Below are 15225 nucleotides of genomic sequence, written 5' to 3'. Positions count from 1 at the left end.
TACGCAGGATTAGTGACACAAACAGTGGGTAAACGGCAGGCTATGCCGCGGACCGCTACGCACGGGCGTAGTGGTCGAGGTAGTCAGCCAGCAGACGCACGCCGGCGCCGGTGCCGCCTTTGGGGCTGTACGGCTGCGCGCTGCTCAGGAATGCGGTTCCGGCAATGTCCAGGTGCATCCACGAGTAGTCGGTAAAGTGCTCCAAGAACTTGCCTGCTGTGATGGATCCCGCCGGACGTCCGCCCACGTTGGTGAGGTCGGCAATCTCGCTCTTGAGCTGCTTCTTGTAGTCGTCGTAAAGGGGAAGCGGATGCACGCGGTCGCCCGTGCGCTCACCAGCGCGCTGCAAAGCATAGAGGCGCTCGGCAGCGTCGGGCGTATTGCTCGTCATGACCGCCGAGGCGTAGTGCCCAAGCGCCGTAACGGCAGCACCGGTGAGCGTCGCCAGGTCGATGACAAGTTCGGGGTCGTAGCGGCGCGCGTATGAGAGCGCATCGGCCAGAAGCATGCGGCCCTCGGCATCGGTATTCATGACCTCAACGGTAGCGCCACTGTGCATCGTCACGACCTCGCCCGGCACGTACGCGTGCCCGCCGGGACGGTTGTCGGTGGCAGGGACCAGACCAATCAGGTGCAGCGGCAGTTTCATCTGAGCAGCAGCCTCAAAAGTACCGACCACGGCAGCCGCGCCGCCCATATCGGCTTTCATGAAGTCCATGGAGTCTTTCGTCGGCTTCAGCGAGAGTCCGCCAGTGTCGAACACTACGCCTTTCCCGACAAGCACAACGGGGCGGCTGTTCACGGCCTGGTCGGGGGCCCACTCCATGATGCTAAACGTCGGCGGTTCTACGCTGCCCCGGTTAACCGCGAGCAGGCCGCCCATCCCTTCGTCTTCGATCTGTTCGCGATCCCATGTTTCTACAGTGTAGCCATGTGTATCTCCTGACGCTTCAATGGCGGCGGCGAGGTCGCGAGCGGTTTTTTCGTGCGGGGATCGATTCACCAGGTCGCGGGCGCTGTAGGTGGCCTGCACGAAGTGCTGCGCACGGGTAGCACCGTCGGCAATGGCCTCGGCGTCGTGGTCGGAGCGGTAGGCTACATGTACGGCATCGAGCGTGGGGGCTGCGTCGTCAACGTCGGTTTTGTAGGCCGTGTAGCGGTAGTGCGCCAGCGCAAGGCCTTCCACCAGCGCCTGCGTGGCGGCTTGCGTGCCGGCTTGTAGGCTGGCAGGAAGCGAGGGAAGCACGAGGCCTACGGTGTCAGCCTGGGCAGTACGCACAGCGTCTGCCGCCCCTGCAGCTCCACGGCGGAGCGCCTCGGCGTCGTCTGCATCAATGGCACCAGCGTGGACAAGAACAACCTGCTCGGCCTCTGAGGCCTCGGGGTAGAACACGACGGTATCGCCGACTTCCCCGCCCAGGTTACGCAAGGCCCGCGTAAACGAGACCCCTAATGCGTCCGTAAGCGTATCAGTATCGGCGCTGGTAACGGGATGGGGAAGGGGGATCACCAGCGTATCCACAGAAAGCGTGGTGAGTGGCTCGGAGGTTGGTGTAACGGTCATAAAGCGAAAAGCAGGTACAGCAAGGAAGACGAAGGTCTGCAGGCAGGCGTGCAGGCTGTTAACCGGATAAAGACGTTACCGCGTGGGCGACTTCATAAGCTCGGCGATGCGCGAGGCATCTTCATCCGAGAGCGGGTCACTGTCTTCGAAGTCAAAGTCGATGAAGCGCGGGGCCGCGCCAATCACGTCGGCGATCACGTCGCTAAACGAGTTGCCCTTCACGTAAGCCCCGGAGGCGTTGCGGTGGCCGCCGCCATCAAACGCGCGCGCCCACTCGTCGACGTGGGTGTCGGACTCGGAGCGGAAGCTGATCTTGGCGCCATCGCTGACTTCTGAGAACAAGACCGCGGCTTTCACCCCATCAATCGAGAGCACATAGTTTACGAAGCCCTTCTTGTCATCCCAACTGGCGCCGGTGTCATCCACCATGCGCTGCGTGACGACGGAGTAGGCAAGCTGGCCGTTGAACTTGATGCGGATGCGGTTCAGCATGCGTCCGAGCAGGCGCAGGCCCGCCATGGAGCGGCGGTCGTAGATCTGCGCGTGGATGGGAGCGGGGCTGATGCCGCCGCGTTCGAGCACATCGGCAATGATGCGGTGCAGGCGCGGCGTAACGCTGCTGTAGCGAAACGAGCCGGTGTCGGTCATGACAGCGGTGTAGAGCGCGGTAGCCACCTCCTCGTTGATCGCGGTCGGGTCGATGCCGTCGATGAGCTCGTAGACCAGCTCGCCAGTGGACGAGGCGGTGTCGCGCACGAGCATATGGTCGAACCACTGTTCGGGCTCGGTGTGGTGGTCGACCAGGAGCACGGGGGCATCGGCCTTGCGCAGGGTACTGCCCAGGCGGCCCAGGCGCTCTTCGTCGTTGGTATCGAGCACAATAATGAGGTCCGCTTCGGCAATGGCTTCGTGCTGAGGGAGCGCGCCCTCGAACTGCTGCACATGCTCCATGCCCGGCATCCAGTCAAGGTTGTAGGGCGCCTCGTCGGCATTGATGATATCGACGGTCTTGCCCCACTGGCGCAGCGCCCCAGCCAGGGCGATTTCGGAGCCGAGGGCATCGCCATCGGGGCGCAGGTGCGAGGTGAGAATAAACCGGTCGTTCGAGCGCAGCAGCGCGAGTATGTCGTCCATGAAGCCAGAAAGCGGCAGCCGTCGGGGGAATGCGAATAGCGGTTCCTGTACGCAGGCTGTACGCGTGGGTTCAGCCGCATGAACGTGCTTGCGAGGAACGACGATGCATATTGATGGCATGAAATGGGGCCCACCATGACGGGCCACAATCCCACATCGTATCAGTTGATGCGTGACGCACTGGCTCACTTCGCCGAATGAAATGCATCGTGATACCGCACTACGCCCTCTGCCTCCTGAAGAGCCCCTCGCTCCAGTTCCAGTGCCATGAAAACCTCGCTGGGTACATCATATTCGCTCTGGAGCCCCAACTTCTCTGCGGGCTGAAAACCAAAACGAGGATAGTATGCGGGATGTCCCAAAACGACAACTGCCTGAACTCCTTTCTTTTGACACGCATGCAGTCCTTCACGCACCAGCATCGATCCGATTCCCTGCCGCTGCCATTCTGGAATGACGGCCATAGGGGCCAATCCCATAGCGAGCACCGATTTCTCATCTGGCACAATATCTACAGGACTGAAAAATATATGCCCCACGATTCGCGTCTCCGTCTCTGCAACAAGTGATACGTACGAGGCCGTACTCTGACGCAGTTGATCAACGAGATCGGCTTCCTTGTCTTGCTCGAAGGCCCGTTGGTTGATTTCGTAGACCGCCGTATGATCAGCAGACGTTTCAGGTCGAATGGTTACCATTGGTCGCAATGTAGGGTGTGTACCGGTAAAGCTGTATGCACAACAACGTCGGCAGCAGTGCAGGTTATAACGGGGCGAGCTGACCTGTCTGCCTGTAGCTTGGGCGCTTTCCAGAACGGCACAATGTGGGCGGGAAGCGCGAGCGAACAAAGTCGCCTCCCCGGAAGGTCAGGTGCAACGCTGGGTTATGTGGCATGCGTTCTCGCCCAAGCCCAAACGTCAGAACCTCACTCCTATGACGACCGGAATGAAGTTGGCCCTGTCGTCTTCGGTGAGCACGCCGTGGAACCGGGCCTCAACAAAAGTGCGCATCGAGCCGGTAGGGAGCTCAAGCCCGGCGCCTCCGTTGAGGCCAAATCGCGTCTCGCTCTCTGAAGGTGCTCCGTTGGCAACGGCTCTCCCGTCGGAAGTCGTGATGTTAATGGTACTCGACAACCGGTAGATGCCCAACCCGCCGATCAGATATGGACGTAGGCGACTACCGGTGGGTGCGGCGAGTATGAAGTTTCCGGTGCCGTTGAGCATGCTTGCAGTCCCGTCGGCGACGACGGGGGCAGCCCCTCCTACCTGAACCCGTCTCTCATCACTTAGACCGAGGCGAGTGTACTGCGCCTCCAACCGAAAACGCAAGGGCAAGTCAAGTAGTCGGGCCTGCACCGAACCGGCCACCGTAAAGCCGGTGTTCGTTCCCCCGGCTACGTCCACATTGCCCAACCTGTTGGCCTGCGGAAAGGCAGCGCCCGCCGCAAGGCCGACCTCTACAGCCGATCCGGGGCTCGGACTCTGAGCATACGCCGATGGCCCGGCAATGACAGATGCTAACCCGAAGCTGATCAGAACGGCGATAACAACCACACTAACCCGACTTATGCGCTGCTTCATCGTCGGAATCGAAGGGTTCTGCATATGACTGCTCGGGAGCCTGGCACGGATGGATTCGAGCGTATTCGTGAGCATAGCGGTGAAGGGACCGGGTTGAGAATGAATCGAAGGTACAACCAGAAAGACATCAGTAGCTGCGGCAATACCACATAACGGTCGAGTTCATCTTCGAGTGAGCGCCTGAGCCTGACCGCCTCACGAAGTCCTCGCTCGTCTGAGGAAGCTGTTAGCGAGGAGCGCAAGCCCGCTACGCAATTCGTCAGGTGCAGCTTTAGGTTATGGGGCCTTACTTTGCCAACTTGCTAAAGGCTTCACTGAGTGTTCTCATACGTTCTTCCACCTTCTCCTGGGCTGCATCTAGCCTGTATCCCTCATCGACGAGTTCTTTGACAAGAAGAACCTTCTTGATGTTGAGATAATCGAAGCGGCGTGTTGCCCCTTCCGCGTCGTCAACTGGCTCAATAACGCCCTTCTCTTGCCAATAGCGAAGCTTGCGTTTAGACACGCCTGTTATCTCAGCCACTTCACCAATGCCGACGACAAGACGATCCAAAAGCGCCCAATCCATGAGCACGTTTTCTGGGTCTGATTCGGTGTCCATTGCTAGATCGCTACATGTGAATGAGGACGCTTGTACTGGACTGTAGATAAAACGTCATGTCTCCCAATCTGTTGCACTTCCTCAAACGAGGTAGATCAGCGACTAAAAGTGAAGGTTTTCTACAAAAATGTAGTTAATCTACAATATTTGGAACCTATCTCATCAAATTGGTAAAAGGCTTCGCAATCTACTTGCTGAACATCAATCCTCTCCCAAGACGATGCCTACTTCCTATTCCGACGCTACCGTGCCTGTGCACCGCTTGTTTGAAGCGTTCGGGGCAGGCAACATGGACGGTATTTTGAGTGTCCTCGCCGAGAACATCACCATTAAGGCCGGCAACCCTGAGTACGCCAGCAAGGTGCCGTGGTACGGGACCTACCAGGGGCAGAGTAGCGCACAAGACTTCTTTACGGGACTGGCCTCCAACGTCGAGACCGAAGCCTTTGCCGTCGAGGACCTCGTTGGAGACGGGTCCCTGGCGTTTGCCTCTGGGCACCTGCGCCACCGTATTCCTGCCACTGGCCGCGTCTTCGAAAGCGACTGGGCCTTGCGCTGCGAGGTCGCCGACGGGAAGATCACGCACTACCAGTTCTTCGAAGATACTGCTGCTGCACAAGACGCCTTTGCGTAGGCCCACATCCCCCCTTGTGTCTGATCGCCTATCGCTTCTCTATTCACGACCTCCTGCTGCTTTTATGGAAACGTCCTTCGCTCCGGCTAATCTCGTCCCGGACCAAAGCGCCCTCGTGATGATCGAGTTTCAACGCGAATGGCTCGACGGGGATATCGGAAAGCTCAATGCTCTGATCAAAGATCGTCCGCAACTAGAGCAGTCTCGACAGGGCGCGCAGAAGGCGCTCTGGACCGCTCGCAAAAATGGGTTGCACGTCATCCACGTGCCATGTCTCTTCGAAAACGACTATCCCGAAATCGGCGGACAGCGGCCTGCGGGCTTGTTTCATGCCATTCCCAACGCCGGAACGTGGACTGGGGAAGGCTGTGCGTTTGCCGAAGGCTTTGAGCCAGACGAGAAGGAGTTCGTTGTAAAGGGAAGAGTCGGTGCGAGCACGTTTGCACACTCGAATCTCGACGCCTATCTGCGCAACAATGGGATCACCGACCTATACCTTGCCGGCTACGCGCTGCATGTCTGCGTTGAGTCCACGCTTCGGCAAGGCCACGACCTCGGCTACACGATGCACGTGATTGAAGGCGCCACGAGTGCATTCACAAAAGAGCAGCGCGAGCACGTCTTACAGAGCGTGGTGCATCACTTCGGCGATCACCTCACCGCCGATGTTTTTGCAGAGACGTTCAGCCGCCGCGTATCCGCATGACCGAGGATTCTGAAGGGAGCATCTTCGAGCGCTACCACACTCTATTTTTCGTGTTGATCGTCGCCACGCCGATTTGCGCAATCAACTCGGCTGTGCAGACTGCTCTCCAAGTAGGATTCTCATGCGCCTTCCCGGACCATTGGGGACGCGGCTTCGCGCTGGCGTATGCCCTTACGGTGCCAGCCGCACTGGTCGCTGTGCCACTGGCGCGGAAAGCACTCGCTCAACTTTCCTCTGACGAAAACAGGTTGCGAAAATGATTCTGGTTCACGTTCAGCACTACTTGAGCACGAAAGGCCGGAACCAGTTTGACGACTGGCTTCAAGAAGTGGCCCGTGCGCTTCAACACTTCGATGGGTTCATCTCAATCAGACGAATGGAGCCTATTGAGGCAGACGACGAATGCCACCTTTTGCTCAAGTTCGAATCACTGGATTTGCTTCGCCAATGGTCTAACAGCTCGGAACACGATCAGATGATTAGCAGACTGGCTCCATATCGACAAAAGTCGCAAAGGTCGCGGATATTCCGCCTCGGAGATTCGATTTGATTCGTCACAAGGCCACATAACGGTTGAGTCCACCTGCAAATAGACAGCTCGGCGTTAACGCCTCCTGAAGCTTGGGGCTGTTTGCTAAAGCACCGATGCGGTAAGAACGTAGCAATGCAATTCGTCAGGTGCAACGCTGGGTTATGACGCACTCTGCTTTGCGTTCACCCATCGAGCAAGGCGCTTGGCGATGCGGTCGTGTTGCCCCGCGTCGATGCGCAAGCGGCTATTTACCTCCCAGCGATCCGGGCGGAGGTCCGGGCGAAGAACCACCTCAACGAACGCATGTCCACTCCTATCGCTTGTGCAAGAGAGCGCCATCTGTCCTTCGATAGATTTCCAGGTTTTCGCGCCGTCCCAACCGCGATATTCTTCGTTCATCTGCTCGAACAGATCAACGAGGGATTCTGGCCCGAGATCAAAAACTCGGACGTTGGCGTGGAGCCCGTCGTCTTCGATTGTGGCGACAAAAGATGCCCAGGAGTCCTGCCCGCTTCCGTCGTATGAGAGATCAGACAGCAGCAGTCGAGCGGGGCTATCGCAAGATTGTATTTCTACAGTCTCATCCATCGGCAACCTGTGCGTTATAACGGCTGAAATATGCCCGCGAAGGTCAATAAAAGGATACACCACTTCAGCGTCGTAGACGCTGTCGCCACACAACCGCTGGGGGTAAGCACCAGCCTTTCATCAGCATAAGCGAAAAGGTTATATAGGTTACAGGGCTTCGCTGTCACGCAGAAAACCGTGTAGCTTTGCCACTGTGGCCTCGTTGACTGAATTGATGCTACCAATTATTAACGTCCTCGCTGTGCTATCAATTTCGCTTGATGTCGCTTCGCTCTCGACTGTTTTCGACGCGGCAGTTTGGTCCGAGCGGACGATTTCTACTGTGGCCGTATTTTTAGCGCCTGTCGTCCATCCTGAGTCAGACTCGTGCTCGATCTCCTGAATCTCAAGTGTGTGAACGACCACACGGATCGTTGTTGCTGCACCTGGAGATACAGCAGCAAATCTCTCCTCCAGATAGCTACGACTCATCCGTTTCAGAGCGGGTACGACAGGAAGATCGTAGCCACTGTGCCCCGGTAGCAAATTCTGATAATTGGAGCCATGTGGCATCAGTCGACCTTCTGGAAGTTCAGAGACGAATTCGAAAGACACGGCCTGATCGCTCTGAGTACGTCTTGTGCTATGGGTAAATCATCGATAGAGGCTCTTCAGGGCCGTTCCGGGGCGACCCAGGGCCTCGTTGGCGACAAACCCCACCATGTAGGCCAGCAGCTTCGCAACGACGCGCGTCATCACGCCCCACACCGACCGGGCCCGCGTCTCCTCAATCTGGAACTGATCTTCCAGGGACGCAAACACGCTTTCGATGCGGGCTCGCAAGCCTCGTTGCCAAGCGCGCAGCGCCGCTTCTTCTTGCGTAGTAGCCTCGGTGCTTCGCCGCAATGCATACCAAAGCCGCCCCCCATGTTTTCCAAACAGGCCGGCGAGCCAATCGCCACAGTACCCGTTGTCTGCCAGGACCGGACGCGCCTCGGCAAATAAGGCCGACTGGCGGTTCTGCCACGCGGCCTCAACGGCAAGCAGGTGCTCGGCGACGCGGCGCTCCCCGACATGGGCTGGACTCAACACAAAGTCGCAGATCGCTCCCGTATTCGATACGAGCAGATGAAGGCGAAACCCGAGGAAAAACTGACGCTTCGACGGCGAAAACCCGGCCTCAGCAGCCCAGATCGACAATTGGGCCGACTTCCAACGCGGCGACTTCGCCGTCGTAATCGGAGCCGAATCCAAGGCCAGCCACATCGCCAGCAGCCGCAGCCGGTTCATCAGAAGACGAAGCATCTCGCGCTGAATACCCATCAACGCTTTGCGTCTTCGGTGATAGCGTGAGCGACTGATCAAGCAGGGAAACAAGTGACGGTAGTCCTTTTGAACCACGCGGTGGAAACTGAGCTCCGAGTCATTCGAATGGCCTTCAGCCTATGGCACAACCCGTTCTGAGTGATGGGTAGACCATATCTTTCCAGAAAAGAGGCAGTCGTCCGTAGTTCATAATCAGAACCCGGCTGGGTCTGGGCACAACCAACAATGCCAAAGAAACAGATAGCGACCACGAAACCACTCAACATTTTCAACACACAGTTCATGGACGTGCAGTGGACTATTTGAGTTGGTAGCGATGTAGGCGGAAAACTATACAATGGAAAGCTATGTAGTGGGGGGGGTGTTCTGCAGCGACGCGCATCTCTAACTTACGGAGACGGCGTGGGAAACGCTACCGCTGGAAGCACGCTGCATCCCGCCATCTGCAGAAGCATTGGGGGTATGCCGCCCGAAGGAAAGGTATATCATGGATCGACAATTGCAATAGACCACCGGGCTGTCACGCGATCCGAGCGTGCGATCGCATCAACACTTCCAGTTGACAGCGCCTTGAGGACACCGCCTTCAGAGACTGCAGCCACATTCGGTGCGCTTGAGGACCAATTCACATTCGGAGGTGAAGGGCGGTCACAATCATCGAGGAGGTCGAGTTGGCCCGCAGAGAGTTCAACAACGGTCCCAACTGCAACTGTGTCGGGGTGATAGTACGCTTGGCGGATACATAGGGGCGGTTCAGACTGACATCCAACTAAGGAAAGAACGGCAAGAAGTGCCAGCACCGAGAGTGGAGCGATCGTTTTGATGTTCTGGCGGGGGTGTCCATAGAGCCACCATTCAATTTTCATATTAACGCTGATTACAAACTTGTGTGTTCTCGTAGAATTTATTACGTATAAGCAATTGAGATTTACTTTCTTGCTCATAATAAAGAAGCATCTGGTTTCAAGCTTCTTTGTCCCGTTTCCTGTTCTTACCATCAGATTGTACATACCATGAGTGCTTCGCAGTCCAATATCTCTTCTGAGAAATACGGCTACGACTTCGTTGTTGCTACGACGCAAGCAAGTATCAACGCCGGACTGAAAGAGTATCTCCACAACGCCGACCAGCCTACGACTTATATCTGCTTCCTCGCTGATAAGGATGGCAATCCAACCAAGCAAATCTCCCTTCCCGAACTCAAGAAGAAGACCGGCGGAATCAATCCATTCGAGATTCCGAAGGGTACCGACTACGACGACCCGCGTATCAAAACGCTCACTGAAAACATGTTCGTGGTGGGGCTGAAGCTCAAAATGGGGCTTCCGCCGGGAATCCTACCAAAGGACCTTCCCCCGATTGTGAACCTGGGCACCTCGGCCAACAACGTCCGCTTCAACCTGCTCTGCTCTGAGTTTGAGCTCATCCAGAACAGCCCGCCCAGCGGCTTTGGGGGGAAGGGGTCATGGAATGTGTGGAGTCAGCCGAACGGCCACGCGTGGTACTTTACGACGAAGGTAGACCTCGTCCTGTCAGATCTGGACAAGGAGTTGGATACGCCCTACTTCAACAACCATCCTGCGAAGAAAAAAGCGTTACTCAATCGGTTGAAAAACATCAGCGCTTCAGCGTTTAGCCTGCAGCAGTTGCTGTTCAACCTTGACAGCGCCGTGGTGATGAGCACGCCAACAATTCAGGGGCTCCCTTCTGGCTCAGATGCAGCCATTGTGCTAACCAAGTCGTTCACCAACATCTACTTCAAGGCGATGAAGAAGCGTGGCGAACCGGTCATCGCGGTACACGCTGCCGCCCAGACCCCCGACCATGCTTCATTGCGCCTTACTGGAATCGAGCGAGAGGTGGGGCCCTTCATCGACTCGAACGGCAATCCGGTATCCAACCCGTCTCCCGATCAGCAGAAGGCTGTTACCCTCGACTATCTGTGCGCTGCCAATAACAACCCTCTGCCTGGTGCAGCCACATTTAATTGGAACTGGGTAGAGCCATCAAAAATTACGGACGAGAGCGGTGCGATGGCGATCAACCGCAAGACAATGGCCAAGTGGCTCTACAACCAGCTTCTCCCTCAAATACGAAGTGCCTGCATACGGCCCTCCACCTCCACAACTGCTTACTGGTACGGAAGAGGTCATGCGTCTTGGAACTTCTCACCCTACCAGACGCCCCAATCTGTGGAGTATCCCGACAGCGGAGATACGGTGCTAAAGGTCTCGTATACGAAAAAAGCAGACTCCAGCGACAAGAGCGGCGCGACGTATACCGAGTTCGATGTGCACAGCTCGTACAACTGTACTGTAGATTTTAAGGACAACCAGATCATCATTAAGCAACACCTCGTCATGTGGACGAAGGTGCAATTCGATGCGACCTCCACGTCCGGTAACGTCGTAGACAAGACGATCACCGACACCTATACGCTGTCGGTTGATGAAAACGGCAACCTTCAAACCGACCGAAAGACGTCGAAGAAAGACAAATCCCAAAATATCGACCTTAGTGGGTTCGTTAATTTCTTTGTCAACCTGAACGACCTCATCGATAAGGTCGCAAAAACAGAGAAGGAAATCACGGAGGCGACCTTTCATAAATTTCCGCTCCAGGACGTACAGAACTTTGTGTTTCCAGGAGCAGATGTGTTCACGTACAAGGATGTCTTGTTCTCCAATAGTCGCGATCTGGTAACGGCCATTACGTACGTTCGGCCAGACTGACACGCCTCTGGGACGTCTTTACTGACCGGCGATGGCACGCCGGGTCGTTTCTTTTGATGCCTATCTCAAAGAACCTCTTATGTCTACGCTCGACATCACATACTCAGCTGAGATGATGGAGAATCGTCTCCAGGCTGAGTTGATTTCCCCACAGGAAAAGTTTGAAGCCCTACAGACACATGACGGGCACTCTCTCTTATTTACGGTCGGTACCAACGGGGTGTTGAACCTCCTTCGAGACGAAAGCGGCAAGACAGCCGCGGGCTGGTCAGTAACTGACCTCAGCAGCGCTCAGATTGCGAGGGACTTCCCTGACGAAAACGCCACTGTCAAGACCTTTGAAGCCGCGCAAAACAGGGCCGACGGGTCGCTGGGACTGGCGATGGTGGTAGAAGCCGGCGGTACGAGTCACCTTTACTTGAGCCTGAACAATTCCAATCGCGACTTGTCGTGGGCACAGGCCCCGGAATGGACGGCGTACCCCTACGACGACCCGTTGGTGGATCTCGATTCTCTCGAAATCGTTAACGTATACTTCTGCGAATCGGCCGCAAACGTCGAGTACATTGTTGTTGATGTCTTGCGGGATCCGTCGAGCCCAGCGAAGTACATTCATCGCTTCTTCGTTGAGCCGGGTAGTGATACCGGCCACTACTGGAACTCGCACGATCTGCCCATCGACATAGAGGCTGGCGACTATGACAGCGCCATCGGGCGTGCAGAGAACGGATATGTCGACGGACTCTACACTGCAGGCCGGGCGGGATCCAGTGGCCAGATAGCGTTCGTGCCCATTGTTAACGTGTTCGGCGAGGCCGCGCCCACGCCTGTGCGCCTTGACCTGCCTGGCGAGGGTGTGCCGGACGCCATCGCGTCTACCCGTAACGCGGACCGCTCGACCGATCTATTCGTGGTCAGCGGTTCCAGCCTTTACTATTTTGCGAGCTCCAATCAGGATGACGGAGCCACTGGGGTTAAAGTGGCGACCCACGATGTGCTTGCGGGTACCCATCACCTCGTGGCGATGGCCCATGGCGGTGTCATCACGCTGTGGGGACGCAACGGGAGTGATGAGGTGTACTCACTGGCTTGCCAGGCCGATTCGCTCGGCGACGACTCGTCCTGGAGCGTACCCGTACCGCTGCTGTCTCGCATCGAGAAGATGTCTCCATACATCAACGTCACCCACGGCGGTAACACGATCTTCGCGTCGGGAAAAGATAAGCTCGTGCGCATCACCCGCGACCCGACAACGCAAGTGTGGACGACCGATCGTATCACGTTGCCTGCGCCTCCAGAGCAACCGTCGATCTCCTTCAAGTCGTACACCACTACTATTCAGGTTACTGACGAAGAGGGCCTGCCGCAGTCGCAGGTGACACTGAGCCTGAGTGCAAGTCAGCAGACGGCCGTGTACATCAACGGGCTCTACTACACGGTTGGGACCGAGCCGGTGCACGTGCAGACAACATCGCTTGGATCAGTGACGATCGTCGAGGCGACCGACACGCTCTCGGGCACAACCTTCACCGTGTCGGCAGGAGGCAGCCACGCGGTGACGATTACTCCGATGAAGGAGCCGTTCAAGAAATTGACTGCGCTCGACACGCCCGACAAGTTGACATCGGCAACGGTCACGAAGAAAGACGGCCAAACCGCACCGTTGGTCTCATCAGATGCGTCCGAGTCAAACCTGAAGACGGTGGCAAACGGGCTGAAGAATCTGAAGAGCAGCTACAACCAGGTGACTGCCGCGTCCCGATCAATGGATGTGGGAATGGCACTTGCAACGCCGACGATGGGAGGCTTTGCGGCCCCCGCACCGGTTACGGCTGAGAGTTTGGGCGAGGACATCGCCGTGGCTGTCGGTGACCTTTTTCAGTGGCTGGAGACCGGCGTTGACGCCGTGGTCGACATCGTGGAGGACGCAGCGAACGAGGTGTGGCACTTCGTAGCCCAAATTGGAGATACCGTGTACCGGGCCCTCTTAGACAGCGTTGAGGCCGTGGTGGGGGCAATGGAATGGGTGTTCAAGGCTGTCGAGACGGCAGTCGAGGACCTCGTCCGATTCGTGGAATTTCTCTTCGAGTGGGATGACATCCGTCGGACGAAGGAGGTCTTCCACAATCTCATCAAGCGGTTTCTCCAGAGCCAAGTCGCTGGCATCAACGACGTTAAAAATGGCCTCGATCATGCCATTGAGGAAGTCGAGAAGAAGGTCGCCACCTGGGCAGACATCGACGATTGGTCGGCCCTGGGCGACGTCGCCTCGCAGCCTGCGGCGGGGAGCACTGACAGTCCGGTGAAAGGGCAGACGGCTGCATCCCAGCACCTCGCGCACCACTTCCAGAACAATGCGTCGAAAATCACCGTCAAGAGCAAAGAGCCAGACCCGAGCCTCCTGCAGTCGCTAATCGACGACTTGTTTACGGCACTGAAAAACGAGGCTGCTGTCCTCGACGAGGTGATCACTCATTTCGAAGCGCTGGCCAAGGACTTCTCGTCGCTTACGATTGGGGAGGTCCTCAAGCGTTTGGCGGGCATTTTGGCGGAGGGCGTGCTCGGAAGCGCAAAGGTGGTGATCGACGTGATTCTCGACATTCTCGCCGATGTTGCCGCCGCCGCGGTTCGCATGCTGGATGCCAAGATTCACATCCCCGTGGTGTCGGACATACTGAACGACATCGGGGTGCCAGACATGTCCTTCCTTGACCTGTTTTGTTGGATTCCTGCGGTCGCCCATACCGTCGTCTACAAGATCGCCGAAGGCAAGGCGCCCTTCCCCGACACCACCCACACGCAGTTTCTGATTGATGCTACCTCAATGGCCGAACTTAAGCAGGCCTTCCAGGCGCCGAAACCCACAACGGATGTGCCTCCCCTGCTGGCCTCGCACATGCAGGTTGCCAAGCCGTCTCAGGCGCCCGGTGGGTCGACGACGAAGCGTATGCAGACGCGTCCGATGGCAATGTCGGCAAGCAGTCCAATCCAGCTTCCTGATTCGGTCCAGCAGTCCGTGTTCGTTGCGGGGCACCTGTTTTCGGGGTTCTTTACGCTGATGGACGACTTCGTGACCACGTTTGAGGCGGCCGCCCCAACCGGAGAGAACCCGTGGGCCATCCCGTCGGCCGTCCTCGGTGCCCTCGGTGGCGGTTCCGTTGGTCTCACAGACGTTCTGGTTCCGAAAGATCCGATTGAGAATAGCGTAGTGAACTGGCTTAGCCGCGGCACGACGGGACTTCGATTGCTGAATAAGCTCTTATTTTCTGGGCCAGTCCAGAAGAAGTTCGCGGCCTCGAAAGGGGTTATGAAGGCGCTGGCCGCTGGCGATGGGCGAGCCACGGGAGCGGTCATTGATGCCATCCTCGTGCTTCCGGGGCTGGCGTGTTCAGGGTGGCACTTCTACGAGCTCTCGCAGAAAGACGCGGGACCGGAGCGTACAGCGGCTATTCTCGGCGAGGTTTCCAACTTGGCTGCCTACGTCTCCCGAGTCGCCTATGCCGTTGCGGTCAATGATGAAGATGAAGAGTCGCGTGTGATCATCATCGGGGTCATGGCCGGATCAAACGTTGCCTATGCCGGTCTACAAACGGCCGAGTCGATCGCCGGATGAGATGCGAGGGTTCAGCTACGTAAAAGAGACAAGCCGGTGAGAAAGGGCGAGCACTGGAAGTGGACGATGGCAAGGTCGCTTATGCGCCCGTGCTGAATGGGAGCTACAAATGCCAATCCAGAGTTGAGACCCACATCACCGCAAGCTGTTTGAGGAGGGTGCTTAACGCCGCTCTCACAAACAGCCCTTGGTGACATGGACTGGCAATCTACGCTCATTCGCGTCTTTGTGTTCGT

The 15225-nt window shown here is 57.1% G+C and carries 13 protein-coding genes and 1 pseudogene; 6 read left to right on the top strand and 8 right to left on the bottom strand.

Going from position 1 to position 15225, the window contains the following annotated elements:
* Positions 1 to 55 precede the first annotated feature (55 nt).
* The 5 genes from CRI93_RS00070 to CRI93_RS00050 all read right to left on the bottom strand — a co-directional run bounded on the left by CRI93_RS00070 (position 56) and on the right by CRI93_RS00050 (position 4879).
* Positions 56 to 1564 carry a leucyl aminopeptidase family protein gene (locus CRI93_RS00070; RefSeq protein WP_098060566.1) on the bottom strand — a complete coding sequence of 503 codons (1509 nt, stop codon included), beginning with the start codon at positions 1562 to 1564 and terminating at the stop codon, positions 56 to 58.
* 75 nt (positions 1565 to 1639) lie between these two features.
* Complete coding sequence (locus CRI93_RS00065; protein WP_245850214.1) at positions 1640 to 2698, bottom strand: DHH family phosphoesterase; 1059 nt, start codon at positions 2696 to 2698, stop codon at positions 1640 to 1642.
* Between the two features lie 185 nt (positions 2699 to 2883).
* The gene (locus CRI93_RS00060) at positions 2884 to 3396 is read right to left on the bottom strand and encodes a GNAT family N-acetyltransferase (RefSeq protein ID WP_098060564.1); all 513 of its coding nucleotides are present in this window, start codon (positions 3394 to 3396) and stop codon (positions 2884 to 2886) included.
* 219 nt (positions 3397 to 3615) lie between these two features.
* A complete protein-coding gene (locus CRI93_RS00055) occupies positions 3616 to 4353 on the bottom strand; it encodes an outer membrane beta-barrel protein (RefSeq protein WP_098060563.1) in 738 nt (245 codons plus the stop codon).
* 211 nt (positions 4354 to 4564) lie between these two features.
* Positions 4565 to 4879, bottom strand: a complete 315-nt coding sequence (locus tag CRI93_RS00050; protein ID WP_098060562.1) for a MerR family transcriptional regulator — start codon at positions 4877 to 4879, stop codon at positions 4565 to 4567.
* Positions 4880 to 5099: 220 nt separating this feature from the next.
* On the opposite strand from CRI93_RS00050, the gene CRI93_RS00045 reads away from it, so the two are divergent.
* The 4 genes from CRI93_RS00045 (at position 5100) to CRI93_RS15640 (ending at position 6769) form a co-directional block, all read left to right on the top strand.
* Positions 5100 to 5513 carry a nuclear transport factor 2 family protein gene (locus CRI93_RS00045; RefSeq protein ID WP_098060561.1) on the top strand — a complete coding sequence of 138 codons (414 nt, stop codon included), beginning with the start codon at positions 5100 to 5102 and terminating at the stop codon, positions 5511 to 5513.
* Positions 5514 to 5577: 64 nt separating this feature from the next.
* Positions 5578 to 6219 (top strand): cysteine hydrolase family protein, encoded by a 642-nt coding sequence (locus CRI93_RS00040; RefSeq protein ID WP_098060560.1) that lies wholly within the window; start codon positions 5578 to 5580, stop codon positions 6217 to 6219.
* Positions 6216 to 6479, top strand: a complete 264-nt coding sequence (locus CRI93_RS00035; protein ID WP_098060559.1) for a DUF2798 domain-containing protein — start codon at positions 6216 to 6218, stop codon at positions 6477 to 6479. Before CRI93_RS00040 ends, CRI93_RS00035 begins: the two co-directional genes overlap by 4 nt.
* On the top strand, positions 6476 to 6769 hold the full coding sequence (locus tag CRI93_RS15640; RefSeq protein ID WP_098060558.1) for an antibiotic biosynthesis monooxygenase: 294 nt from the start codon (positions 6476 to 6478) through the stop codon (positions 6767 to 6769). Before CRI93_RS00035 ends, CRI93_RS15640 begins: the two co-directional genes overlap by 4 nt.
* A 141-nt stretch (positions 6770 to 6910) precedes the next feature.
* On the opposite strand, the gene CRI93_RS00025 is transcribed toward CRI93_RS15640, so the two are convergent.
* The 3 genes and pseudogenes from CRI93_RS00025 to CRI93_RS00015 all read right to left on the bottom strand — a co-directional run.
* Positions 6911 to 7339, bottom strand: a complete 429-nt coding sequence (locus CRI93_RS00025; protein ID WP_141491487.1) for a DUF6228 family protein — start codon at positions 7337 to 7339, stop codon at positions 6911 to 6913.
* Between the two features lie 147 nt (positions 7340 to 7486).
* The gene (locus CRI93_RS00020) at positions 7487 to 7810 is read right to left on the bottom strand and encodes a hypothetical protein (protein WP_141491486.1); all 324 of its coding nucleotides are present in this window, start codon (positions 7808 to 7810) and stop codon (positions 7487 to 7489) included.
* Between the two features lie 162 nt (positions 7811 to 7972).
* Positions 7973 to 8740: pseudogene (locus CRI93_RS00015) on the bottom strand (IS982 family transposase); the annotation flags it as partial.
* A gap of 917 nt (positions 8741 to 9657) precedes the next feature.
* Here CRI93_RS00015 and CRI93_RS00010 point away from each other — a divergent pair.
* Entirely contained in the window at positions 9658 to 11376 is a 1719-nt protein-coding gene (locus CRI93_RS00010) for a hypothetical protein (RefSeq protein ID WP_098060554.1), read from the top strand.
* A 79-nt stretch (positions 11377 to 11455) separates the two neighbouring features.
* Positions 11456 to 14989, top strand: a complete 3534-nt coding sequence (locus tag CRI93_RS00005) for a hypothetical protein (protein WP_098060553.1) — start codon at positions 11456 to 11458, stop codon at positions 14987 to 14989.
* The last annotated feature ends 236 nt before the right edge of the window (positions 14990 to 15225 follow it).

Source organism: Longimonas halophila (assembly GCF_002554705.1).
Classification (GTDB): Bacteria; Bacteroidota; Rhodothermia; order Rhodothermales; family Salinibacteraceae; genus Longimonas; species Longimonas halophila.
The sequence above is the reverse complement of the archived record's forward strand: the minus strand, read 5'-3'. Positions and strand labels throughout refer to the sequence as shown.

Coding starts and splice junctions, on each gene's coding strand:
- CRI93_RS00070 (WP_098060566.1), bottom strand. CDS start 1,564: ATGACCGTTACACCAACCTCCGAGCCACTCACCACGCTTTCTGTGGAT.
- CRI93_RS00065 (WP_245850214.1), bottom strand. CDS start 2,698: ATGGACGACATACTCGCGCTGCTGCGCTCGAACGACCGGTTTATTCTC.
- CRI93_RS00060 (WP_098060564.1), bottom strand. CDS start 3,396: ATGGTAACCATTCGACCTGAAACGTCTGCTGATCATACGGCGGTCTAC.
- CRI93_RS00055 (WP_098060563.1), bottom strand. CDS start 4,353: ATGCTCACGAATACGCTCGAATCCATCCGTGCCAGGCTCCCGAGCAGT.
- CRI93_RS00050 (WP_098060562.1), bottom strand. CDS start 4,879: ATGGACACCGAATCAGACCCAGAAAACGTGCTCATGGATTGGGCGCTT.
- CRI93_RS00045 (WP_098060561.1), top strand. CDS start 5,100: ATGCCTACTTCCTATTCCGACGCTACCGTGCCTGTGCACCGCTTGTTT.
- CRI93_RS00040 (WP_098060560.1), top strand. CDS start 5,578: ATGGAAACGTCCTTCGCTCCGGCTAATCTCGTCCCGGACCAAAGCGCC.
- CRI93_RS00035 (WP_098060559.1), top strand. CDS start 6,216: ATGACCGAGGATTCTGAAGGGAGCATCTTCGAGCGCTACCACACTCTA.
- CRI93_RS15640 (WP_098060558.1), top strand. CDS start 6,476: ATGATTCTGGTTCACGTTCAGCACTACTTGAGCACGAAAGGCCGGAAC.
- CRI93_RS00025 (WP_141491487.1), bottom strand. CDS start 7,339: ATGGATGAGACTGTAGAAATACAATCTTGCGATAGCCCCGCTCGACTG.
- CRI93_RS00020 (WP_141491486.1), bottom strand. CDS start 7,810: ATGAGTCGTAGCTATCTGGAGGAGAGATTTGCTGCTGTATCTCCAGGT.
- CRI93_RS00010 (WP_098060554.1), top strand. CDS start 9,658: ATGAGTGCTTCGCAGTCCAATATCTCTTCTGAGAAATACGGCTACGAC.
- CRI93_RS00005 (WP_098060553.1), top strand. CDS start 11,456: ATGTCTACGCTCGACATCACATACTCAGCTGAGATGATGGAGAATCGT.